This is a genomic window from Persicitalea jodogahamensis (genome assembly GCF_014651615.1).
GTDB classification, from domain to species: domain Bacteria; phylum Bacteroidota; class Bacteroidia; order Cytophagales; family Spirosomataceae; genus Persicitalea; species Persicitalea jodogahamensis.
Genome location: NZ_BMXF01000006.1, coordinates 217,577 through 241,403 on the forward strand (window position 1 = coordinate 217,577; position 23,827 = coordinate 241,403).

General features: G+C 53.1%; 19 protein-coding genes. 5 read left to right on the forward strand and 14 right to left on the reverse strand.

Annotated elements, in window-relative coordinates:
- Nucleotide 1: 1 nt before the first annotated feature.
- Together IE117_RS23460 and IE117_RS23465 are read right to left on the reverse strand one after the other, a co-directional pair.
- The gene (locus IE117_RS23460) at nt 2-1,222 is read right to left on the reverse strand and encodes a serine hydrolase domain-containing protein (protein WP_229581366.1); all 1,221 of its coding nucleotides are present in this window, start codon (nt 1,220-1,222) and stop codon (nt 2-4) included.
- 78 nt (nt 1,223-1,300) lie between these two features.
- The gene (locus IE117_RS23465) at nt 1,301-2,659 is read right to left on the reverse strand and encodes a vanadium-dependent haloperoxidase (RefSeq protein WP_189567980.1); all 1,359 of its coding nucleotides are present in this window, start codon (nt 2,657-2,659) and stop codon (nt 1,301-1,303) included.
- A 439-nt stretch (nt 2,660-3,098) separates the two neighbouring features.
- Here IE117_RS23465 and IE117_RS23470 point away from each other — a divergent pair, with 439 nt between their 5' ends.
- The 5 genes from IE117_RS23470 to IE117_RS23490 all read left to right on the forward strand — a co-directional run bounded on the left by IE117_RS23470 (nt 3,099) and on the right by IE117_RS23490 (nt 8,475).
- Complete coding sequence (locus IE117_RS23470) at nt 3,099-4,559, forward strand: hypothetical protein (protein ID WP_189567982.1); 1,461 nt, start codon at nt 3,099-3,101, stop codon at nt 4,557-4,559.
- Nucleotides 4,560-4,562: 3 nt separating this feature from the next.
- Nucleotides 4,563-5,681, forward strand: a complete 1,119-nt coding sequence (locus IE117_RS23475) for a carboxypeptidase-like regulatory domain-containing protein (protein ID WP_189567985.1) — start codon at nt 4,563-4,565, stop codon at nt 5,679-5,681.
- A 135-nt stretch (nt 5,682-5,816) separates the two neighbouring features.
- On the forward strand, nt 5,817-7,112 hold the full coding sequence (locus IE117_RS23480) for a PQQ-dependent sugar dehydrogenase (protein ID WP_229581369.1): 1,296 nt from the start codon (nt 5,817-5,819) through the stop codon (nt 7,110-7,112).
- A complete protein-coding gene (locus IE117_RS23485; RefSeq protein ID WP_229581372.1) occupies nt 7,109-7,573 on the forward strand; it encodes a c-type cytochrome in 465 nt (154 codons plus the stop codon). The genes IE117_RS23480 and IE117_RS23485 overlap by 4 nt, the downstream gene beginning before the upstream one ends.
- A gap of 131 nt (nt 7,574-7,704) precedes the next feature.
- A complete protein-coding gene (locus IE117_RS23490; protein ID WP_189567987.1) occupies nt 7,705-8,475 on the forward strand; it encodes a hypothetical protein in 771 nt (256 codons plus the stop codon).
- A gap of 34 nt (nt 8,476-8,509) precedes the next feature.
- Here the strand turns inward: IE117_RS23490 and nuoK are convergent, their stop codons facing one another.
- From nuoK to IE117_RS23550, 12 genes are all read right to left on the reverse strand, one after another.
- A complete protein-coding gene (gene nuoK / locus IE117_RS23495; protein WP_189567989.1) occupies nt 8,510-8,824 on the reverse strand; it encodes an NADH-quinone oxidoreductase subunit NuoK in 315 nt (104 codons plus the stop codon).
- Nucleotides 8,821-9,354: an NADH-quinone oxidoreductase subunit J family protein gene (locus IE117_RS23500; RefSeq protein WP_189567991.1), complete on the reverse strand. Its 534-nt coding sequence runs from the start codon at nt 9,352-9,354 to the stop codon at nt 8,821-8,823. Before IE117_RS23500 ends, nuoK begins: the two co-directional genes overlap by 4 nt.
- A gap of 60 nt (nt 9,355-9,414) precedes the next feature.
- Entirely contained in the window at nt 9,415-10,725 is a 1,311-nt protein-coding gene (locus IE117_RS23505) for a 4Fe-4S binding protein (protein WP_189567993.1), read from the reverse strand.
- A 101-nt stretch (nt 10,726-10,826) separates the two neighbouring features.
- The gene (locus IE117_RS23510; protein WP_189567995.1) at nt 10,827-11,486 is read right to left on the reverse strand and encodes a thioredoxin family protein; all 660 of its coding nucleotides are present in this window, start codon (nt 11,484-11,486) and stop codon (nt 10,827-10,829) included.
- Between the two features lie 44 nt (nt 11,487-11,530).
- A complete protein-coding gene (locus IE117_RS23515; protein WP_189567997.1) occupies nt 11,531-11,980 on the reverse strand; it encodes a methylglyoxal synthase in 450 nt (149 codons plus the stop codon).
- Between the two features lie 101 nt (nt 11,981-12,081).
- Entirely contained in the window at nt 12,082-13,305 is a 1,224-nt protein-coding gene (locus IE117_RS23520; protein WP_189567999.1) for a glycosyltransferase family 4 protein, read from the reverse strand.
- Between the two features lie 7 nt (nt 13,306-13,312).
- Nucleotides 13,313-15,154: a heparinase II/III family protein gene (locus IE117_RS23525; RefSeq protein ID WP_189568001.1), complete on the reverse strand. Its 1,842-nt coding sequence runs from the start codon at nt 15,152-15,154 to the stop codon at nt 13,313-13,315.
- A gap of 78 nt (nt 15,155-15,232) precedes the next feature.
- Nucleotides 15,233-17,344: a bi-domain-containing oxidoreductase gene (locus IE117_RS23530; protein ID WP_189568003.1), complete on the reverse strand. Its 2,112-nt coding sequence runs from the start codon at nt 17,342-17,344 to the stop codon at nt 15,233-15,235.
- A 255-nt stretch (nt 17,345-17,599) separates the two neighbouring features.
- On the reverse strand, nt 17,600-17,983 hold the full coding sequence (locus IE117_RS23535; protein ID WP_189568005.1) for a T9SS type A sorting domain-containing protein: 384 nt from the start codon (nt 17,981-17,983) through the stop codon (nt 17,600-17,602).
- 257 nt (nt 17,984-18,240) lie between these two features.
- Nucleotides 18,241-20,325, reverse strand: a complete 2,085-nt coding sequence (locus tag IE117_RS23540) for a T9SS type A sorting domain-containing protein (protein ID WP_189568007.1) — start codon at nt 20,323-20,325, stop codon at nt 18,241-18,243.
- Nucleotides 20,326-20,391: 66 nt separating this feature from the next.
- On the reverse strand, nt 20,392-22,542 hold the full coding sequence (locus IE117_RS23545) for a DUF8693 domain-containing protein (protein ID WP_189568010.1): 2,151 nt from the start codon (nt 22,540-22,542) through the stop codon (nt 20,392-20,394).
- Nucleotides 22,543-22,929: 387 nt separating this feature from the next.
- Entirely contained in the window at nt 22,930-23,436 is a 507-nt protein-coding gene (locus IE117_RS23550; protein ID WP_189568012.1) for a YybH family protein, read from the reverse strand.
- Nucleotides 23,437-23,827: the final 391 nt, after the last annotated feature.

Here is a 23,827-nt window from a genome sequence, read left to right on the forward strand (position 1 = left end):
CTCAGAGGTCTTTCTCCACATCGTCGGGTTGTACCTGCCCGTGCAGGATGTCCAGCAGTTCCTTTACCTGATAGACGGAGCGGTTATACGAATTAGAGAGAATGATGATTACGAAGTCGTCATCCGGGCTCATCCACAGCATGGTGTTGTACCCTTTCCACCAGCCGCCGTGGTAAATGTACTTGGGAGTTTCCCGCTCGTTGAGGTGCAGCCGGAAGCCGTAGCCGTAGTTTTTCATCCCGGGCCGTTCAAAACTGCGGGGCGAGAACGCTTCCCGCATGGTTTTCCTGCTCAAAAGACAGTCCGCCATCAGACCTTTGTAGAAGCGATAAAGATCTTCCGTCGTGGAACACAGCCCTTTGTCGCCATACACTTCGTCGTAATAATCTTTCGGTACGATACGGCCATATTGGTGACCGACCGTACGATACGCGGCCGTAGAGTCCGGTGCGTCCGACACTAGGAATGTGTGTTTCATGCCAAGCGGGTCCAGAATATGCTTGCGCAAATAGTCCTCGAAGGGTACGCCTGCCACTTTCTCCACGATGGCCGCCAGCACCAGGTAGTTGGTATTACTGTAACTAAACGAGCGATTGGGGCGGTTGTACAGTTTGGGCGTGGGTTTTACGGCGGCAAACCAGTGCATTACCGTAGCGTTGGCCGGGTACTTCTGCCCGCGCCGGACGCTATCCATGAAAGCATACGTATAGTTGGGTAGTCCGCTACGGTGGCTGAGCAGATTTTGGATAGTGATGTGGTGGTAAGGGAAATCAGGGAAAAAATGCTGGATGGAATCGTCCAGGCTAAGCTTGTTGGCCTCATAAAGTTTCAGGACCGCCACGGCAGTGAATGGCTTGGAGAGCGATGCGAGTTGGAAAGCGTGGTCGGCCCGCAACGTGTCTTTTTCTTTAAGGTGGGCGTAGCCGAAAGATTGTTTGTAAAGTACCACGCCTTTCTGGGCGATGAGGACATTGCCGTTGAAGCCACCCAGACGCTTTTTACGAAAAATCTCCGTGATCTCTGCCACTTTCTTTTCGGCATCGATTTGCTGCCTTACTTCGACTTCCTGCTCAGCGGTCAGCGGCTTGCCTACACACTCGGTGTACCAGTCGTTGGGCTGTTTGACCTTACTGTGCTGTGTGCGGTCACAGGCCGAAATGACCAACAAACCCAAAATGGCCATCCATCCGGCCCACTTTCCTTTCTTCCCTGCGCAATTCATGCAAAAACGTTTTTTCCAGCAACGAAAAAAACCTGTTTGCGTGTCTTATGCAAACAGGTTTTGTCAAAATATTTTTTCTTACCGAACCGCCAGGGCGTCTTTCTCCTTCTTGCGGGTGTTGAGTTTTTTCCAAACCCAGTTACCGACGGTCTCGCCCAGGTGCGTTCCTTCTTCCACGCCGTCGCGGTAGTGGATGCCACCGTACATGCGGCTGTAGGAAGCATCCCAGTAGGCATCCTCAAAAGATTTGAAAGACTTGACACCGTGTCCGTACTTTTTTTCGGTAGTATCGGTAAAGGCCACATTTTCGCCGAGCAAATGAGTCAGAACTGTTCCGCAGGCCGCCGAGATGGAACTATGTCCACTTACATATTCAGGGAAGGGGGGCGTTTCAAGATACGGCCGCCAGGCGGGATCCCAGCCATTGTTAATTACGGTTTCGGGCCGAATGCGCACACTGCTGTACTTTTCATCCCAGCAAGACACAAAGGCGTCGAACATGGCGATGGAACCCATCGTGTAGCATTCTGTCGTCTGCATCAGATCGAGCTTCTGATTCTCGGCCACCGTACGTGTAATGGCGAGCCAATGGCCCGGCGGGGTCATTTTCTTATTGGCAAACATGACGTGGCCCACGACATTGGTCACGAAAGCATTGTCGTCCCAGAAATAAGCCGTCGTGCGCTGGTCTTCGGTCATGTTTTTGCCGATATCGTAAACCTCGCGGGTTAGCTTCATGAATTCGCTGTTCTTACTGAGGTCATATTTGGCGGGAGCGGGGCACTTAAACTGCTTCACCGAATCCATCGTGAATGGGCGCACCGTGTTCCACATGGGCTCGCAGGCATCGGCGTAAGCAGGAGGCGTGGGTACCCAGGTGCCGGGCTCATTGGTTACGGTGTACCTAAATCCCCTTATTTGCTTATAGTTGTCGCCGCCTGAATAGTCGATGACATGCTTGGCAACCGCTTCACCGTAAGCCATCGACCGGTCGATGACGTCATCGGGAATGCCCATGTCTTTATATTTCTGAAAAAACTCCTTCTCGTAATCATCCCACATATTTTCAGAAAAAGTAAGTTTCCTGCCCACCATCGAAAATGCCTTGGCACTCGCCAGAGGAAAGCAATACTCTTTACCTTCCTCCGGCTGCGGCGTGGCCTCAAACCCATTCAACTGACCGGCCAGCGACCTGAATTCCGGGTTCCCGGGTACCAGCGCCTCGTAGCCCGCCAAATTGGTGTAGGCGTAAATCCGGCTCGCGACCGGCGGCTTAAAAATGTCGTGAATGATAACGTTGGTCAGGTGTATACCCAGGTCGTTATAAAGCTTGGGGTCGGAAGCCGCTTTGTTATAAATCTCGGGTGAGGTCGTTTCACGGCAGCCAGAAAGGGAAGCAGCAGTCAGTACAAGCAGAAATAAAGACAGTTTTTTCATTGTGTATAGGTATTTTCAAGGGTACTGCGTTTTGGTTCAAGAACGCAGGGTTCAGAGGTTTATTGAAGAAGCGATCCGCGTAATTCGTTCCGAATCAACAGTCTATAATTTCAAATGGGCGGCAAAGGTAGCTGTTTGACCAACGTTTTGCAAGAAATGAGAGTTCACGTCTGGGCAGAAAATCGGGGATCAAAAGACGTAATTTGTGAAGATTTATCCTCATACGGTTTATAAAAAAGAAAAGGATATTTTTTGTTAATCAAAGAAAATCGGGCCTATTTAGAAGCGGACTCTGAAAAATTCCGGCCTTTACAGACTCAGTGGCAAACGGGGGGGATGGATTGTCGGGAATATATTGGCGAACTTTGAGTTTCATGCCTTTTTTCGATGAAAGGCAAATTTGCATCCTAGTTTTGAACGCTTTCCCTAGCTTACTGATATGCCAAAGTTAATTCTCTTACTTCCATTCCTGTGCATCGTATCGTTTGTACGCCCGGCACAAGCCCAAACTACCCCCATCGCCCTCCACCCCCAGAACCCGCACTATTTCACTTACAAAGGCAAAACTACCGCCCTGATTACCTCTGCCGAGCATTACGGCGCGGTACTTAATCTCGACTTCGACTACAAAAGATACCTGCAAACCCTGGCCGACGAGGGCATGAACTACACCCGGATTTTCACGGGTACTTACTACGAAATCGCGGGGGATTTCAACATCGAGAAGAACAATCTGGCTCCCAAAAGGGAACGGTACATCGGCCCGTGGCCGGAAGCCGAGGGAGACACGTCGAAGTTTGATTTGTCAAAGTGGAATGAAGCTTACTTTGTGCGCCTGAAAGACTTTTTGTCCGAAGCCGGAAACCACGGCATCATCGTCGAGGTCACGCTTTTTTCGTCCATTTACCAGGACAAAACATGGGGCATCTCGCCGCAAAACCCGGTCAATAACGTGAACCTGACCGACCAGATTTCCCGCCAGCAAGCCCAAACGCTGAACAACAACGGTCTCTGGAAATATCAGGAGGCTTTCGTGAAAAAAATGGCGACAGAACTGAATGGTTTCGACAATATTTTCTTCGAAGTTCAGAACGAACCCTGGTCTGACCGCAATGTTCCGGTGTATAACATTATAAATAAAGAGGAATTGGTGAAAAACGACTGGCAAACCAAGTCTGATTTTGCCGACGAGGCTTCGTTAGAGTGGCAGGCCGCCGTAGCCAATACGATCAGCCAAACGGAGCAAAAACTACCTAAAAAGCACCTGATCGCCCAGAATTATACCAACTACAAAGCTTCCATTCCGAAGGTCGAACCCAATGTTTCCATCATCAACTTTCACTACGCCTGGCCCGAGGCCGTGCGCTGGAACTACCATTACAACAAAGTGATTGGCTTCGACGAATCGGGTTTTGCGGGTTCTGACGATGATGTGTACCGCCGGCAAGCCTGGCAATTCATGCTAAGCGGCGGTGGGCTGTTCAACAGTCTTGATTATTCGTTTTCAGTCGGCAATGAAGACGGCAAAGGTACTTACCAGGCACCCGGCGGAGGAAGCACGGCCCTGCGGTCGCAGTTGAAAGTACTTGCTGACTTTCTCGGCAGTTTTAACCTGGAAAAGCTATATCCCAACCACGTAAGTACCCTCAGCGCGCCCGGCCTGATAGCCTATATGTTGTCGGACAAAAGCAACGCCTTCGCTGTTTTCCTGCGCGCTACGGGTACTACCCAATCGACCCTGAAACTGGCGGCCGATAATGGTACTTATGGGGTAAAATCCCTCGACACTGTCACGGGCAAATATACCAATCTGGGAGATGTGAAAGCGGTTGGAGGTATTTTGACGATTGGCGTAGATATTCCGACGGGTGAATTAGCTTTGCGGATTTCAAAGCAATAAAAAATGGAATTCTGGAGAATTCGCAAACTATTTCTTGCAGTCTTCTGTCTGGCGCAACTGATTGGCCACGCCCAAACTACCACTGTAACGATAATGGGTACCGTGACCGACGAAGTAACGGGCGAACTGCTGCCTTTTGCCAATGTCTACATCAACAACTCGTCCATTGGCACCACCACCAACGAGAAAGGGGCCTATACGCTGGCCAACCTGCCGATTGGCAACATCGACGTGGCCGTTTCTTATTTGGGCTATGCGCCCATCAAACAAACGCTGCGCTTCGAGCAGCCGGGACTCAAGAAGGTGCTGTTCAAGATGCGGCAGGGTGTGGAGCTGGAAGGTGTGGTCATTTTTTCCAAAAAGAGCAAAAAACGAGAGCAGCGCCTCAAAATCATTACGCGGGAACTACTGGGTGCCGGCCGATTCAGTAAGCTATGCAAACTACTGAATCCGGAGGTTTTGAGAATATCGCTGGATGACAACGGACACCTTACGGCGCAGACGATCAGCCCTCTGAAGATAGAGAACCGCGCATTGGGCTATCTGATTCACCAGGATTTGTCGGACTTTGATTTTTATGAAGGCAAAGTGTACTACGGCGGCAATACCCGCTTTGAGTTGTTGAAACCCGCGAATGAAGAGGAGGAAAACCGCTGGCGCGCCAATCAAAAGACGGCTTATCAAGGTTCTTTGAAACAGCTCTTGACTAGTATGGTTTCCGATAGTTTGCGGGAAAACGGATTCCGGGTTTTTCAGGAGATACCCGATTCATTGCGTATGTTCAGCCGCGTCAGCACCCAAAACGGAATGAGTTTTATCAAAAACCATCTGCATAACCGGATTGAGGAAGTCAGGGGCAGGGCTCTGATCCGGCCGGGAGAGTTAGAAACCGAGCGACTGGTAGTTTCAGGAACAAAGCTGGAGGTGTTCAACCTGAACAAACGCAGCAGTTCTCCTTACAGCGATATGTCCTATGCCTACTCGGTCATTTCGTTTCCGCAAGGCTACTCTGTTATTTCCCCGCAAGGTTGGCTTATCATGCCCAACGGAATCGATATCAGAGGCGATCTGGGCAACGACCGTTTCGCCAACCTTCTGCCCGCCGACTGGAAACGGGACTAAGGAAATGGTAATTCGTAACTTCATGCAGGCACCTTTTTTGTAAAAGAACCGGTTACGTTACTTTATGAGATAACTCTTCCTGCCAAATGCAGTTTATCTGATTCTGAATCAATATTTACTTAAACCCATATCACCGTGTTTAAAAAAAGAACAAGCTTATACGCCACGCTGCTCATCAGCGCGCTGGCAAGTGTCCCGACAAACCAGGCCGTGGCGCAAATGGCCAAGGATAAAATCGCCGACAACGCCGTGGCCGAACCTGTCATTAAGGTTCCGGCCAATTTCAAAACCACTATCGTGGCCGACGGCTTGGGTAAGGCCCGGCACCTGACGGTCACCGACCGGGGCGACGTGTATGTGCGGCTGGCCAAGCCCGTCGGTGGTGGCGGTACCGTGTTTCTGCGCGATACCGACGGCGACGGGAAGATGGATGAGCAAAAAAGCTTCGGGGATTTTGGCGGCACAGGCATAGCGCTGGGGGATGGCTACCTCTACACTACTTCCAGTACCGAAATCTTCCGTTATAAGTTGAATGGTAACCAGGAGGTCATTGACCCCAACAAGCCCGAGCGCATCGTCACGGGTTTGACTGATAAGGGCACACACGCCTCCAAATCGGTGGTGCTGGACAAAAGCGGAAATATTTACGTGGGCATTGGTGCACCTTCCAACGCCTGTCAGGTAAAAGACCGGACCAAAGGCTCGCCCGGTATGATGCCCTGCGCCATGCTGGACTCCGTAGGCGGAATCTGGCAATTTAAAACCAATCAACCCGACCAGATCCTGAAGGACGGCGTCCATTACGCTACCGGCATCCGTAACATGGTGGGCATGGATTGGAACGGTCAAACTAATTCGCTGTTCATCATGCAGCACGGCCGCGATCAGCTCAACACGCTTTTTCCCGATATGTACACCGATCAACAGTCGGCGGTGCTGCCTGCTGAGGCTATGTACGAACTGAAAAAAGGCGCGAATGCGGGTTGGCCCTATACGTATTACGATCAGATTCAGAAGAAGAAAATTGTAGCACCTGAGTACGGCGGTGACGGTAAGAAAGAAGGTTCGAGTGAGTACATCGACCCGGCGGCGGCCTATCCCGGCCATCTGGCCCCGAATGGTTTATTGTTTTACACGGGCAGCCAGTTTCCCGAAAAATATCGGAATGGAGCCTTCATCGCCTTCCATGGCTCCTGGAACCGCGCTCCTGAACCCCAGGCCGGGTACTTTGTAGTATTCCAACCCTTCAAGAATGGCAAGCCTTCCGGCGACTGGGAAGTATTCGCCGATAATTTTGCCGGAATGGAAACAGTGATGTCGCCCGGTAGTGCCATGCACCGTCCTTGTGGACTGGCTCAGGGACCCGATGGTTCTCTCTATGTCGCGGATGACGTGAAAGGTACTTTATATAAGATTTCTTATTCCAAATGAACAGAGTACTCAGATGTAGTTTCGTCGCAGGGGTGATGGTGAGTGTTTTCTCCTTCCAGTCCTGCGCCCAGACCAAAAACGCTACCCAGAAATCAACTTCTGATGCTGCGAAAGTCAGTCCAACGGAGGTATCGATGGCGGCGGGTAAGTTGGTCTACAATCAAAACTGTCTCGTCTGCCATCAGGCTGATGGCGGCGGCGTACCGCACCTCAATCCGCCTTTGAGTCAGACCGATTATGTACTGGGCGAGAAGGCCCGGTTAATCGGAGTTGTTCTGAACGGGCTGGATGCCCACGAACCGATCAACGACGAGGTGTACAGCAATGTGATGCCCGCCCATAATTTCCTGACCGACCAGCAGATCGCCGATGTGCTGACATTTGTCAGGAATAGTTTCGAGAATAAGGCTTCGGCCGTTTCGGTGGCGGAAGTAAAAGCTGAACGGGCAAAGAAGAAATGAGCCTTCGATAGAAATGCAGTAGGCCGGGAAGGCCGAATATCCTTATAGCTCCATTACCATGGTTATCACGGTAATGGAGCTTTTTCTATATATTGCTCATCTACCTGTTTTCCCCAAATAAATCGTTTTCCATGAAGCTGTTCACTGTCTGTCTCTTGCTGGTATCTTTTTCGTCACTGGCCCAAACCATTCCCTATTCTTCGGCTGAACCTTACATCCGTCTGATCGCCGGACCGGAAAATGCCTCAGCCAGGCGTCTCGAGCTATCCTCGGACATCGACACTACCTGGGATCGCTGGAAGGATCGGGGCTACAGCTTTGGATTCGACCCGAAAGTCACGCCGATGTACACCACCGTGAATGGTATCCTGAGTACGCCCTATATGGTTCAGGTGCGCGGCAACGACCAGGAACGCAACCGCAAGCGCTGGGGCTACCACGTGTTCGAAGGCTACGCCCGCGACGATAAGTCGCGCATCACGATGCTCGTCAACAAGCACGTGGAAGAAGGCCGGCCCGTGGCTGAAGCTTATTATTACAGCACGGTGTACAACCACTCGGAACCCGCCTACAACTGGTTCAGAATCGGTTCCGATGTACGGCAGCATTCTTTCCTTTTTGGTCGGGATAAGGCCATTTTTTATGGTTCGCTGCGCCTGACCAACGCCCTTACGCTGGGCAGTGTAGGAAAAGAAGATTTGCGGGAGCTTGAAGTACCGGGCGATGCCGAAAAAGAGTACGCCGAGGACGCCAAACACGTCAACTTCCAGGCGCTGAAAACAGGAGGGGATGGTACCATTTTCTACGACAAGGATAACCACATTATGGTCATTAAGCTAGACGGCCAGTGGATGAAGGTATCGGTGGAGCCTTTGCCCGAGAACGTAAAGTACCCTTTTTGAAATGATTGAATTGGGCAGATAAGAGTGGAAACAACTACTGCTTCAAATCCTTCATTTCATCCGGATCGATGCTGCCGTAGTGGTGATAGACGCGCAATACAATTGCCAGCGCCACCGTGACTTCGGCGGCAGCGACTACGATCACAAACAGTGCGAATAGCTGTCCCCGCAATAGCACCGGATCATGCCGACTGAACGCGATGAGGTTAAGATTCACCGCATTGAGCATCAGTTCTAAGCCAATAAGTATGCCAATCACGTTGCGCTTGGTGACAGCCACGGCCAGCCCCAGGCTGAACAAAGCCGCCGCGACAACCAGAAAATGGAAAAGTGGAATGGCTGAATTCATTCGGTCGGGTCGGGGTTGCGGTGCATCGCCAGGTATGCGGCACCTACCAGAGCTACAAGCAGCAGGATACCGGCGATTTCAAAGGGTAACAAGTGGGTAGTCATTAATTCTACGCCCAGGGTCCGGATGGTCGAGCGGCTGTCGAGCGTGTCGCCATCCAGGGCAAAGTTGGCCTGAACAACGACCAAAAACAAGACCACGAACAATCCCAGGCCTACCGTCAATCCCCAAAACTTTCGTCCCAGACCAACCAGAACACGGTTGGGCGTTTGGGAAGTTGCCTCCGGGTCGGGGACTCTTGTGAGCATAATCCCGAAGATCAATAGTACCAGAATCCCGCCCACATACACCATCAGTTGAGCGACGGCCAGAAAATCTGCCCCCGCCAGTACAAATAGCGCCGCTATACCCAGTAGGGCCAGAAACAGCGAAAAGGCCGCGTACATCAGGTTGCGGGTCAGGAGGATAAAAAGGCCCGAACCGAGGGCGAGAGCCGCGAAAGCGTAAAAGGCAAGTAGCTCAGTTGACAATTTAATTCAAGGGACAGGTAGTGAATAATGCGAACTCCGCACGGAGCCTCGCTGGCTTTTCTATTCGTCTTTCGGCTTCGGTGGTTTCATCGTAGGCCGAAAGGGTACTTTGGGTTTCGGCTTTTCCGGGGCAGGTTCAGAAGCGGATGGATCTGTCTCGGACGATGGCGCGGCTTTGGGCGGTTTCATCGTAGGCCGAAAGGGTACTTTTGGCTTTTCTTTCGACAATTCTTCCTTAATCTCGCCCTCTTTGTTGGAAACTTCCGCTTTCGCGGTACTTCCCGGCGGTTTCATAGTCGGTCGAAAAGGTACCTTGGGTTTCGGCTTTTCCGGGGCAGGTTCAGAAGCGGATGGAGCAGTCTCGGACGATGGCGCGGCTTTGGGCGGCTTCATCGTAGGCCGAAAGGGTACTTTTGGTTTTTCTTTCGACAGTTCTTCCTCAACCTTGCCCTCTTTGTTAGAAACTTCCGCTTTCGCGGTACTTCCCGGTGGTTTCATCGTAGGCCGAAAGGGTGCCCTGGGTTTCGGCTTTGGCGGCTCTGTTTGCTTTTCTTCTGGTACCGATTCAGCCGCCGACACCGGCTTTTCCTTTTTAGCAGGAATCACAGGCCGCTTCATTACAGGGGCCGGACGCGCAGGCCGAAAGGGTACTTTGGACTTTTCGAGCTCGTCGCCCTCCTCCCTCGTTACTTCCGGTTCCGCTGGAGCAGCTGTTTTCGGCTTCATTTGAGGGCTCGGTCTGAACGCCGGACGCGGTGCCGCCGGTTTGTCGCCCGACTCCACTTTGGGAGTACTTTTGGCAGCCGCTTTCAGGGCTTCTTTTTCGGCCTGGAATATTTCAAGAAGTCGCTTTTTCTCATCGGCTTCGGCGGGTGTAAGATTGCCAAACTCATAGACCATGTCGCGGATATCGAGCTCGCTGTAATCGAAAGTCTTGGTCATCGTCAGGCATTCGGTCGGGCATACCGTCGTGCACAAACCACAATAGCAGCACTTGGCCATATCGATGTCGAACTTGGCTGCATACAATCGAATGGGCGAGCCATCGGAGGCCTTTCCAACTTCCTCGGTAGCACGAATGGGTTCGATGTCGATGCAGTCCACCGGGCAGACTTTGGCGCACTTGTCACACACAATACAATCGTCCATCTCGTTGTGCAGGCGGTAGCGGCCGTTATCGGGAATGGGAATCGTTTCCAGCGGATACTGGATCGTGACCATACCCTCACTCTGGTCGAAGAAATCGTCGCGCCGTACATCGCCCGCCCGACGGCGGTGCCGCGCCGCCCACAGGTGGCGCCAGGTCAGGCTCATACCCTTTGCGGTGGTACGTATTCCGTCGGCAATATTTTGGAAGTAAGTAGAAGGCATCGGGGTTTCGGCTACGCTCAACCTGACAAGGAGGTCGGCTTTTGCAAAAATAGCGGATTAATCGAAAAGGCTGCGAAATCGCTGACAGGTTGTCTTATCGCTCAACCTCCCTGTGCGCTATCGCCAAGCCGCTCTGTGTCGTTGATGATCTGTCCCTCCATCTGAAGGAGGTTGACCAACTCCCGCTGCAACGACTTCGTCTTATCGGTGTTGTACCAGCGTTGCTCCTCTTCCTGAAATTCGGCATAAGGGATCGTTGGATTTTTTTTGTAATCCCAGACGATTTCCTGCAAGGCTGCCGGGCGCGGTCCCCAGGTAAAAAGCTCGTTCCCGTCGGCATCGATTGCGATCAGCTTCGGGATGGCTTTGCCACCGCGGGTCAGGTGAGCATCCATGATTTCGGGATGCTCGTCGCGCAGCAGCATGGTCAGCGTGATATTCGGGTTAAGTGCCGCCACTTTGGCAATTACGGGCAGGTTTTGAGCCGAATCGCCACACCAGGCTTCGGTGAGGACGTACCAGGTTTGCGGGGTAGAAAGCTGAAAAGCCAGCTGCTGTAAGTCCAGATCCAGCTTCACGGTTTTGTCCAGACGGTGCATCCGGTACTGGTTGAGACGGGTATACTCCGCCATCTCAGGTGACTGCCTGGATCCGGTGGTGCGTTTCTCGGCTACGACCTGATCCGTCAGGGCCAGGTACTCATCGTAAGTATAGGTCTGCCTGATATTTTCGGGTGTAAAGACGGTTTTGGCTGCGTTCATGGGATGCTTTTTTCCTCACAAAACCTTGTCCTCCGGCTTTCGGTTCAGACTTTCCGCTTGATATAAGTACTGTAGTCGGTCTGCCGGGCTTCATAATCCCCGGCCATAAACGGCGAACTGAGCAAAAAATCGGCGGTGGCCCGGTTGCAGGCCATCGGGATATTCCAGACCACACTCAGCCGCAGCAGGGCCTTGATGTCGGGGTCATGCGGCTGGGCCGCCATCGGGTCCCAAAAGAAAATCAGCATATCCACCCGTTCTTCGGCGATCATCGCGCCGATCTGCTGGTCGCCGCCCAGCGGGCCGCTCAGGAGCCGGATCACGGGTAGGTTCAGGGCCTCTTCCAGCATTTTTCCGGTAGTGCCTGTGCCGTAGAGTTCGTGCCGTGCCAGCATTGCTATGTTGTCATGCGCCCAATCCATGAGCTCGGCTTTGCGGTTATCATGGGCTACGATGGCCAGGCGCTTGCGGGGGAGAAGGTTGCGGGAAGTCATTTTTTGAAAGAAGAAAGGGTGAAAGTAGGATAGAAGATGAAGGACATCGGAGGCATGATACGCTCGATTGACAATGATAACTTTGGTATTCTAGAGACTTCTTACGAAATCAATGCCAAGTACCGCAAAGCTAACTCTTCCCGGTCGAAATGCTCGCGGGCGTAGCGGTAGCCGCTTTCGCCCTGTCTTTTAATCAATTCAGGATTTTGCAGGTAAAAACGAATTTTCTCCGCAAAGTCCTTCGGGTTTTCCGGCTCCACAAAAATGCCCGCGTCGGCCTTTTCCACCAGCGCGCGGGACACACCGTCTATGGCCATCAGCACGGGTTTCTGGCAGGAAAAGTAGTCGAAAGTTTTGTTGGAATAAATCGTTTTGAAAGTGTCGACTTTCTTCAACACCGAGGCACCCATGTCCGACGCCAGAATATATCTGAACACCTCCCGCTTCGGTACTGAATCTACAAAGCGCACATGGGTCAGGTTTCTCCTTTGTGCCTCGGCGATGAGGTCTTTCTTCTGCATTCCGTCGCCGATGAGCAGAAAAAGTGCTTCCGTGTCGCGCAGTAGCGCAGCGGTGTCGAGTACCTGCACCAGGTGATTGGCCACGCCATGCGCGCCAACGTAAGTAATCACGAATTTGCCGACCAGGTCATGCTCATGGCGAAAAGCCTCGGCGTCGAAGTCGACCATTACCTCTTCCGACAGCGCGAAGTCGGCGGCATTGGGTATAAAGATGATTTTATCGGCGGGTATTTTCTTTTTGGAAATCAGCACTTCGCGGAATGCGGGCGTTAGAACGTTAATAAGCTTCGCCTTTTTATACACGAAGCCCTCGAACCAGTAGGCGAACCTGATGATATATTTATTGGTCAAAACGCCCGTATCGATGGCTGATTCGGGCCACAAATCCCGCACCTCGAACACAAAAGGAGTTCGCTTCCACCACGAAAGTACCAATGCGGTAGCACCCACAAAAAGTGGCGGTGACGTAACGACGATCACATCATAGCTGCCTTTGGCTAATTTTATTCCGGCCCAAATGCTGGAAAAGGTGAAGGAAAAATACGCCCAAAGGCGTCCCAGAAAACTGGCGTGGTAGCTATCCGGGACATGGCAGCGAATTACCTTTACGCCATCGCGATTGGTACTTTGGTGAAAGTACCTGCCTGCGTACTGATCTGATTTTCCGGCCATATAGTGCACCATTCCCGCCAACACCGTCACCTCGTGTCCGGCTTCGGTCCAGATGCGCGCCATTTCGTTCCAGCGGGAGCCGCCGCCTTCGTCATCTTTCAGGAAAAATTGGTGAACCAGAAGGATTCGCATGCAGCGGTCAGCTATCAGCTTTTTTGATTTCTATAATTGTTTTGAGGTACCGGCCCGGGGTGGTGTATACCAATCGCAGGGTAGTTGCTTTCTGGCCATATTTTTCGGAGTACCAGCCTTCGGTTTGGGCCGGGATGAGTTCATTGTTGTCCTGATCGAAAGTCTTTATCAGGCAATTTTCGAAAAAGCCATCACCCGGATGCCAGATTTGATGCATCGGCAATTCGACTGGGGCATTTTCGAGCCAGTCCTCGACAAACCAACTCGATTCTCCCGCCCCTTTCGTCACGCGCCGGCGGTGTACGATGTCTTTGCCTACATGCCTGAATCCTGCAAACTGCCCTTCAAAAACGTACTCATCCTCTTCGGAACCCATCCAGTCCGCGCGACTTTGTTTGATCCAGTCGTACCATATAAAACGCGGCCCCTTGCGCATTTGGTCGTAGTCGCCGAGCATGACGGTATTGTGTGAGGCGGTGCCCGCAAAGTAGCGTGTCCAGCGTGCTTCGGTATTGTACAGATAACTGCCCGCGTCGCGCAGGATATTTTTGCCATCTACCCAAAGGTCCAGATGCAGGTTATCGGCCTGAAACGGGCGGTCTTTGTAATGACCACAACGTATAAAGGTGACCGTGTCCGCATCGCGCAGGATATAATAGCCGCCCTGGTCAAAGGTGTAGCTACCGTCGGCCACCGTAGTTTTTGCCCCCACAGACAAGGATGGCGAAGCATTTAATGATTCTGCCAATGCATCCAGTTGAGGTCGAAAATCGCGGAAATGACTTTCACTTAATGGAAAAAATAGCGCCCCATCGTTGTTGCCGTAGTTGGGCAGCCAGCCCGTCGTGTCGTCCTGGCAAGCACGAAGAAAATTCAGGGACTTGCGGGCGCGGTCGTACACCACCTCGTCCCAGCGCTCGCCGTTGAGGTGAGCGATTTGGATGGCCTGGGTAAGAAGTTGAACCGCCGTGCGGTGGTAGTTCATCGAGAATTGCAGGAAAGTCCCGTCCTCATAAATCTGGTAGGCGATTTCCTGCCCGAACCACCGCTTGCCGTCCTTTTTCCAGCGGCTGCTTTCCGGGAAAAAAGGGTACAGCAGCCCGATCAGGTACAGCGTGAGTGTCTCGGTAAGGGCGTGGTTATTGCGCACCGTCCGCCGCGAAAAGTGGATGTTCGCCGCTACGTGGTGCATTTGCTGATAAATGCTGTGAACAATAACGGCAAAGCGTTTGGCGGTGAGGGCAGGGTAGTTTTTGTAATACTGGAGGGCAAAGGTCCAGTTCAGCACCCGTAGCGCGATTTCCTGACTGCATCGCCAGTTTGGGCCACAATTCACGGGGTTTTCGGCAATCCAGCTATCTATTTCCCCAAAAACCAGTTCAGACTGATCTTCCTGAAAATGTACCTCGTAGCGGATAAGGTCGTACAGAAACGTGAACCGCGATTTCTCCCAGACGTACTTGATGTCGCCGGCATCGGACGAAAAATCGGGGATTTCGGACCAGTGTTTCGTGGCGTCGTAGCGGTAGCCCGTCAGCGGATTGGTGAGCCAATCTTTGACCTCGTATTCTTCTGAACTGAAAAAGATAAGGCGACCTTTTTTGAAAGCTTCAACGCGGTTTTGCAGGCTGATGCGTTCAGTTTCGGAAATGGAGGGCTCAAAATTGAATTGCGGAAATTTGACCGGAAGATTTTTCCAATCGTGGAGTGAAACGAATTCCTGGTATTCAGGATTGGCGGGAAATCGCCTTTTCAATACACCCGTTTGCTTTTCCAGTTCGTGCCGGGTGCGATAGGCTACGTAACGGAACCCCATGTTCTGGATTAGTTCAATCGCGTTTCTTAGCATGTGTGTGAATTGGTGTTTTCATTGTCAACTCAGAAAAGCACTTTTTGTGGTCCGGCACGCCACTTTATAGTTTTTCTCTCACAGAGAAATCCATTCTTTGCGTTGCAAACTCTCCACTGCCGCCAGCGTGGCCCTGGTAGTATTCAGGATTTCGGGTAAAGGAATGATCGGCTCACCGCCGGTTTTTACTGATTCCAGCAAAATACGAAACTGATCGCGGTGGCCTTTATCCTGCCTGATCTTTTGTTTTGAAAAACTATTGAATCCGAACCCTTTCAGCGTGCGAAAGTTATCGAGAATCAGCGTCCGTTCCTGCGAATAGACCTCTACGCGCTCCTTAGAATAGGCCTTGCTCCCGTTACTGAAATAGTTGATGACGCCCGTGGAACCGTTAGCGTATTTCAGTAAAATACTGGCGTTGTCGGTCGTTTCGTCGGGGCTTTGGCCCATGGCGTTCATGCAAACGTCTGTCACCAAACTACCCGTCAGGAAGGTAATGAGGTCGATGAAGTGACAGGCTTCGCCCAGAATGCGCCCGCCGCCCACGGTGCGGTCGTGTACCCACGAGCTGGCCGGAATATGGCCTGCGTTCATCGTGGTTACTATGTTCATGGGGGCGCTGCCGAGCAGCGATTTCATCTTTTGGGCGTGGGGCGAAAAGCGGCGGTTGAAGCCAACGGTCAGCGAGAGGGCGGGAGTGTTTCTTCTAAAAAAATCTTCTATCTCAACCAGTTCGTCCTGAAAAATTGCCAGCGGCTTTTCCACAAAAACGTGCTTTCCCGCTTTCAGGGCTTCCAAGGTGAGCCGGGTGTGCTGGTCGTGGCGGGTAGTGATAATGACCAAATCCACCTCGTCGTCCTGCAAGATTTTGTGGTAGTCGGTAGTGCTGTGGGCGATGCCGTGCTTCTGCGCCAGAGCCGTACCCGACAAGCCATTGGCGCTGGCGATGTACTTTATATCCGCGCCTTTCAGCGCGGGCAACATGGTCATTTTCGTGAAATTTCCCGCCCCGATGATGCCCACGACGCCTTTGCGTCCTGCAAAGGAAACTGCCCGGTGGCGAACCGTCGGTTCCAGGGCGGCGGCTTCCGGGTATTCCAGCAGGGAGGCAATGGCTTTTGAAGAACCGATGCTGCCGTAAATTCGGGCATACTCAGTTAGCGGTACTACTTCGGTGATGAGGGGCTGCACATCCAGCGACCCGGAGGCGAGGAGTCGGAGGATCGTCTGGAAGTTGCGGTTTTCGGTCCAGCGGACGAAGGGGAGGGGGTAGTCACGCCCCTTTTGCTCGTAGTCGTCGTCATAACGGCCCGGCCCGTAGGAGCACGAAACCTGGAAGGTCAATTCTTTTTCGTAGAATTCCGCCCGGCTGAGGTCGAGGCCCACTACACCGATCAGCACGATTTTGCCGCGCCGCCGCGACATCCGCGCCGCCTGGGAAATAATGTCATTGTTTTTGGCCGAAGCGGTGATAATCACGCCGTCCGCCCCGATGCCGTCCGTAGTATTTTGAACAAAATTTACCGGGTCGTCGCCTTTTGTTGGGTTGCAGGCAATGATTCCCCTGGCGCGGGCGATGTCGAGCTTGGCCTCGTCCAGGTCCACGCCCACCACACGGCAACCATTGAGTCGCAGCAGGTCGGCGGTCAGTAAACCGATCAGTCCCAGGCCAATGACCACGACCGTTTCGCCCAGCGTGGGATCGAGCAGCCGGATGCCCTGCAGACCGATGGCACCAATGACGGTGAAGGCCGCCGCTTCGTCGGGGACCTGGTCGGGGATTTTGGCTACCAGATTGCGCGGTACGCAGACCACCTCGGCGTGAGGGCCGTTACTGGCTACGCGGTCACCAAGCTGGAGGTCGGTGATGCCTGCTCCCACCGCCATGACGGTGCCCACGTTGCAGTAGCCCAGCGGCAGGGGCTGCTCCAGCTTATTAAAAACGGACCGCACGGTCGTTTGCAAGCCGTCGGATTTTACTTTGTCAAGTACCATCCGCACCTTATCGGGTTGCTGACGGGCTTTTTCCAGCCAGTTGGCCTTCCCAAACTCCACCAGCATCCGTTCAGTACCCAGCGATACCAGGCTGCGCCGCGTGCGGATCAGCACCGCGCCGGGCCGCACTTGTGGTGCGGGTACTTCCGTCAGGGTAGTTTGCCCGGTTTTGAGATTTTGGGTGAGTTGTTTCATGATTGATCGTGGTCAGCGACTGGCGACGATAGGCTGTGTTCCCGCTGGCGTGAGCGTAGCGCAAGTTACGGCTCTTTGCCAAAACTTTAATTTCAGCCCTAAAATGACGTTTGAGCAGTATGACCGACGATTTAAACATTTTATAGTCAATGTAACAATGCTGACTGACAAAGAAAAAGCTCCTACCCAGCGGGAAAGAGCTCTTTGGATTATTAACCTAATCTAATCGTATGAGGATTAGTGTCTTGGATGGAGTCAGTTCAGCGCGACCAGCGTACGGGCAGGAGCCTTCATTACTTCGGCGCTACTCAGATTGATAGATTTGCGTTGTACTTCGGTGCCATTGGCGATCTCGATCGTATACTCACCGTCCTGTGCTTTGGACAGGTCGAAGTTGCAGGCGTATTTCTGAATCTTGCGGCCTACCGATTCGCGGTGCAGTTCTTTACCGTCCTGGTCAATCAGGCGGATGCTCACCCATTCCCCTGCCTCTTTCTGGACGTTGAGGCGTATGGTCATTGACTGCTGCACGCGGTAGAGACTGGTGTCGAAGGTTTTGGCGGTGTCCTGGGCCAGCGTTGAAGCGGCAGACAAAAGAGCAAGAGCAAAGGCGATAGCGGAAGTTTTGAGCGTTTTCATGATCGTAGTATTTAAAAGGTTTATGATAGAATGAGTATTTAAAAGTGTCCGTGCGTTGATCAGCAGCGAACATTACAAAGGTCGCTGGTTGCGCTTGACCGGACTTGGCTCATTCTATCAAAGGCGTGGTGCATTGTTGCAGAGAGTTGGTTTATTGTTGCATTTCGCTTTGGGGATAGGCTTTTGAATAAAATCGGCCCGAAAGAGTCAAAAAAAAGGCCGCACGACGCGGCCTTTTTCAGTAACACAGGTTGCTGCTACTCCTTACTGACCCGCACCGCGCCCTGCCGGTTCTGCGCGTCAACTACCTTTATTAGGTAAATCCCCGTGGGCAAACTACCCAGTCGGTACTCCACCTCGTTCAATCCTTCTACTAAATCCTGCTTCTGCGACTGCCGCACGCGGCCCGTCAGGTCAAGTACCTCGAAAGTACCCCGCCCAGCGGTGGGTGAAAGTACCTCCACCGTCACGGCGTCGACCACCGGGTTGGGGAAGGCTTTCAAAGAAAGTTTGAAAGGTAGTTCGTCGGATTCCGGTACGCCTATACGAGCATTCCCGGTTCCGCAGCCGCCCAGTGTGGCGCCCAGCCGCAAGTACCTCCTGGCGATTTTCTCCGACACGCACTGCGTGACGCCGTAGTAGCAGATCGTCACGTTCTGCTGGCGGTTGCCGCAGCGCACGTCCTGTACATTGACAGTTGTCTGGGCTTGTGCCTGGCAGCCGTTGCCGTCGGTCACCGTCACGGTGTAGGTCGTGGTAGTTTCGGGGCAAACGTTGACCGTGGCCCCGTTTCCTGCGCCATTGTCCCAGGCATAGCTGAGTGTCGGCGCACCTGTGGCTGTCGCTGAGATGTCGGTGCAGTTGCTGCCGAAGCCCAGAGTAACCGACTGGTCGGGACCGGGCGTTACAACTGGCAGCGGGCTGACCATCACGGTACCCGTGATATCATCTGAGACACAACCCGCCGAATTCCTGACCATCAGCGTAAAATTGATGTTGCCCACCGTAGCCGGCGACGACAAACTCACCATGATCGGCGAATTGGGAAGCGTTTGGTTGGTGACCGTCGTAACGCCTGTCCCCGAGATTGAGTAAGTAGTTGGCGACTGGCTACTGGCAGTGTAAGGAATGGAAAACGACGTGGCTCCGGGGCAGAGGGCCGGGAGGCTGCCCAGCGTGAGCGTGGGCTTTGGTGGCGACGTCAGCGTGTAGGTATTGTCCACGAATAGGGTAGGGCCGGACTTGGACCTGACCCGAACGGTGTAGGCTTCCCCGTCTGCGTCACCCGCAGTGCCAAAACCGCTGCTGAGGTCCAAAGGATCGGCGGTGAGGTCGGCAAAGACGGGGGTTCCCGTGAAGGAGTTGCCTGCCACGATGGCGTACTCGAAGTCTGTGATATTGCCATCGAAGTCTCCCGTCAGGTCGAGGCTCACGCTGCCCTGGGTGGGATTGGCGCAGGTGGGCTGCGTGGCGGTGGCCGTAACGCCGACATCCAGAACCTCGATAATGACCTGCCCACCGCCATTATTATCTACAGAGTTGCTTGGGTTGCTGCCAATGTGGTAAGAACCACCACCATTGCCGCCTTCGCCATTTATTTGGCTAGGAATGCTCCCAGGATCTCCACCGCCGTTCCCGCCGTTGTATCCGCCGCCGCCACCGCCGCCAAAATTACCCGCCCCGCCAGCGCCGTATCCGCCACCGCCCGAGCCATTAGAAGACCCACCCGTGGCATTGTAGCCTGCTCCACCGCCGGTACTGTTGTTGCCATTACCACCGGGGGTAGTCAATCCTCCCCCGCCTGAGCCATCGCCTGCTACCTCACCCTGCGTACCCGTGTTGGTAAGCAAAGCTGGTTTCCCTGGACCTGTGTTATTATTGCTTCCCCCGCCTCCGCCTCCGCCAGCGACAATCAGTACTGTTCCATCCGAAAAGCGAACCCCTGAAGCCCCTCCGCCGCCGCCAGCACCGGTAGAAAAAGGAAAATCTTGTCCGGGTGCTCCCGCTACTGTTTCCAGTACTTGTCCCGAAGAAGCCGTAAAGTCTGCCGACATTACGGCACCTGCGCCTCCGGCGAAATATATCCCGTTTGTTGAAGTATTTCCGGTACCACCCTTCGCTCCCTTTGCCGTGATTCGCAGCTTGTAAGGCCCACCAGCGGGTACCGTCCAGGAGCCGATAGTGCCATTCTGGTTAGGGGTAGGAGCAGAAATGTTAAGTACTTCGATAGCATTTTGCCCGTAGGCGAGGGGGAGTTCCCAGCAGAGGGTAAGCAGTATTGCAATTAGCTGAATAGCACGGTGCTGAGTGTTTCTATGAGATTGATGGGTAGTGATTTTCATGATTTAAAAGTGGTTGGTTTATGTATGATAAAAGCCGGACGGGCATCCCGTCCGGCTGATGAAAATTTACTGCTTGCTGACCCGCACCACGCCCTGTTGATTCAGCGCGTCAACTACCTTTATCATGTAAATCCCCGTGGGCAAACTACCCAACCGGAACTCTACTTCATTCAGCCCTTCTACTAAATCCTGCTTGCGCGACTGCCGCACGCTGCCCGTCACGTCAAGTACCTCGAAAGTGCCCCGTCCGGCATTGGGGGCAAGTACCTCCACCGTCACGGCGTCGGCCACCGGGTTGGGGAAGGCTTTCAAAGAAAGTTTGAAAGGTAGTTCGTCGGATTCCGGTACGCCTATACGGGCATTCCCGGTTCCGCAGCCGCCCAGTGTGGCGCCCAGCCGCAAGTACCTCCTGGCGATTTTCTCCGAGACGCACTGCGTCACGCCGTAGTAGCAGATCGTCACGTTCTGCTGGCGGTTGCCGCAGCGCACGTCCTGCACGTTGACGGTCACTTGCCCCTGCGCCTGGCAGCCGTTGCCGTCGGTCACCGTCACGGTGTAGGTCGTAGTTTCTTCCGGGCAAACGTTGACCGTGGCCCCGTTTCCTGCGCCATCGTCCCACGAATAGCTAAGCGGCCCGCTGCTGTTGGACGTAGCCGAGATGTCGGTGCAGTTGCTGCCGAATCCGAAAACAACCGACTGGTCAGGGCCGGGCGTGACGGTGGCAGTGGTCAGGGGAATCGAGACGACACGCGCGCAGGCGTTCGCATCGTCGGTGACGGACAGGTACACCTGGGTGGTACTGCCGGGGGCCAGGTTGGTGGCCGTGAATTCATTGGTGGCCGGGTTGTAATTTCCGGCGGGCATCGTCAGGGCTTCGTCTTTGTACCAAATGGCGGCGGCCGTGAAGCTATTGGAACCACCCAGCATGAGGGCCGGCTTGAAAGTGGCGCACAGGCTGGCCCTGGGCAGGGCGATGAGGTCGTTGTTGGTTACGTCGGGAATGGGGTTTCCCTGCGGATAGGCGATCACACCGTCGTTGGTTAGTCCGCTGTTGGTGTGGGGCTGGGTGGTGTTGACCGTAAAGAAACCCGCGTTGGTGAAGCTGCTGCTGTTGGCGATATTATCGACTACCGTCAGCGCGGCGCAGGCCATGTTCTCAAAAGTACCATCGTTGGTAATGCCGTTGCCGCCAATGCTACCCTCCGTACCTATTTTGATTAACCCTTCGTTGGTGAATGTCCGGCCCACTCGATTGTTGATCCCATCGCCGGAGGGCCGATCGATGCGAATCTCCCCGCCTGGGCGGTTGACAAAGGTTTTGTCGTTGAGAATCCCGGTTATTCCGGTAGCGGCATTGGCCCCTATGGCGATCAACCCGGAATTCTCGAAGGATTGGGCATTAGACGTATTCCAGATTCCGTTGCCCCAGGAGCGGTCGATATGGATTTCCCCGCTGGCCTCATTGGTGAATGTGTGCAGATTTATTATCCCATCCTGACCCGAACTGACCGCGCTGCCCGTGGTGATGTTACCTGCATTGGTGAAAGTTCCCCCAGGTTGATTGCGAATCGCGGAGATGCTGGGTCGCACAACGATACGATCTACAGTAATAATGCCGCCCGCTTCATTCGCGAACTGCGCAACGTTATATATACCCCATCCGCCGATGTTCCCCGCACTACCGATGGCGACAGTACCCGAATTGGTAAAAGTTCCGGCCTGTGTGTACAGCGCTACGACATTTGCATTGTCGATGTTGTCGATGGAAATAGTACCTCTATTGGTGACTTGACTCGTGCCAAAATAATTCCAGATGCCAAAACCCCTGGTTTCCGGGGAGGTGCCGACCTGAATCCGGCCATCGTTTGTGATGGTACCTGCATTGTAAATAGAAGTGGTGATTCCGTTGGCCGAAAATGAGCCGTCGATGGTGAGTATCCCCGACGCTGTCAACGTCAGCGAAGCCTGTTGGTACAACTCCACTGATTTGGCCACGACTGAAGCACTGATTTCGGGCTGGTTGGCGGGCTCTACCGGAATCTTCACATCGTCGGTGGCGGTGGGTACAGCATTTGTGGACCAATTGGTGGCCGTGCTCCAGTCGGTGCTGCTGGCACCCGTCCAGGTAGTTTGGGCTTTAGCCGCTACGCTGAGGAATATTAGCAGTCCCAGCAAGAAAGTTTTCAGGTGGGTGTTTCTGAGTACAATTGTTTTCATGATCGATAAGAGTGTATGTTGAAAAAATGAAAGTATCGAGATTGATCAATAAAAGTAATTGCGCCTCATAGCACAACCGATCTAGGACGAACGTAGGCGAAAACTGTCCGAAGGTGCCGTTTTATTTACCGGAGGAAATTTCTGCACGCCGCAATCCAAAGAAAAAGGGGCCATGAAAGCCCCTTTTTACCGTATTGTCGACTACTGATTCTTCTTCCTTCTTCACCCGCACGTCGCTCTGCTGATTCAGAGAATTAATGGCCTGGACCAAATAAATTTTCGTAGGCAAAGTACCCAGCCAGGTTCGTAACAAGTGTCGATCTTTTACAGCTCTACGGGAAGAGAACCAATTACCTTTTGAGTACGGCGAACCGCACGGTGGCGACCTTATTCTTCCTTCTGATCCTCATTATAAATCTCCCGGATGCAGACGTACTTACCGTCGCGTTTCTCGAAAAGCGCCATGTAGCTACCCGTAGTCGACTTGTTGCCCGAGGCGTGTTGGAAGGTACTTTTACCGACTTCAAGTACCTGATCTCCCATTGGGAAAACGTCCATGGTTTCGAAGGAAATCGTTCCTTCTCTCTGGGTGCTGGCGAAATCCTTTTCCTGATATGCCCGGATGGCCTCCTTCCCCACCAACGTTGGTGCGTCATTGGGCATGGATACGGCGTCGTCGGCATATAGCTCCATCATGGCCTCCAGGTTTTTGGTGTTAATGGCCTCTGCCCAGGCGGTCTCCACGGCTTCTATTTCTGCTCGGGCCTGCGACGGGTCGGGGGCGGCTATTTCTGTGGTTTCGGCAGCTTCCTGATTTTCGGTTGAATTGTTGCAGCTCAACGGCAGGAGAGCGACTAAAATCAGGGCGATGTTGAGGTAGTTCTTGATTTTCATACTAATGAGAGGGTTTGGGGGAGTTGGAAAAAGTTTTTAGGCAGTAAGCACGATTGAAAAACAATCGAACACACTACCCAAACAATGTACCGGAAAAGCGTCTTCCGGTCAACCGATCAAGGACGAACGTAGGCGGAAAATGTCCGAAGGTGCCGAATTAGTTACCGGAGCAATTTGTAGGCATTGTATGAATGGCGCGCTATCTGGCGAAGATTACGAATTGGCGAGGCGCCCTTCTGCTGGATACGATGTATCAAATTCAAAGATATCCAGTGGTCGGCTTTTAGAATTTATCTAACGGTACTTGATATACGAATTCGGGCTAAATAAAAACCGGACGGCGGGCGGTTCCTTGCCCGTGCCGTCCGGTACTTTCATGGCTAATTAAGTA